This is a genomic window from Salinimicrobium oceani, from assembly GCF_012037645.1.
The window spans coordinates 1-335 of the sequence record NZ_JAAVJR010001270.1 but is presented as its reverse complement, the minus strand read 5'-3'; the positions used below and the strand labels follow the sequence as shown (position 1 = coordinate 335).

1 pseudogene is annotated in these 335 nt (G+C 43.9%); it reads left to right on the top strand.

What is annotated here, in order from left to right:
* Positions 1 to 8: 8 nt before the first annotated feature.
* Positions 9 to 335 (top strand): annotated as a pseudogene (locus HC175_RS21785) (3-oxoacyl-ACP synthase); the annotation flags it as partial.

Below are 335 nucleotides of genomic sequence, written 5' to 3'. Positions count from 1 at the left end.
AAGATTACATGTATCAGTCAAAAATTGCGGGTTTAGGATTTTACGTGCCGGAAAATGTGGTCACTAACGATGATCTCTCTAAGATCATGGAGACCAATGATGCCTGGATCCAGGAGAGAACCGGAATAAAGGAAAGAAGACATATTAAAAAGGGAGATGGCTATTCAACAGCGGTGATGGGTGTGAAAGCAGCCAAAATAGCCATTGAACGTGCCGGTATTTCCAAAGATGACATTGACCTCATTGTTTTTGCCACTTTAAGTCCCGACTATTATTTTCCCGGGGGAGGAGTGCAGGTACAGGAGATGCTGGATATTAACACCTGCCCTGCACTT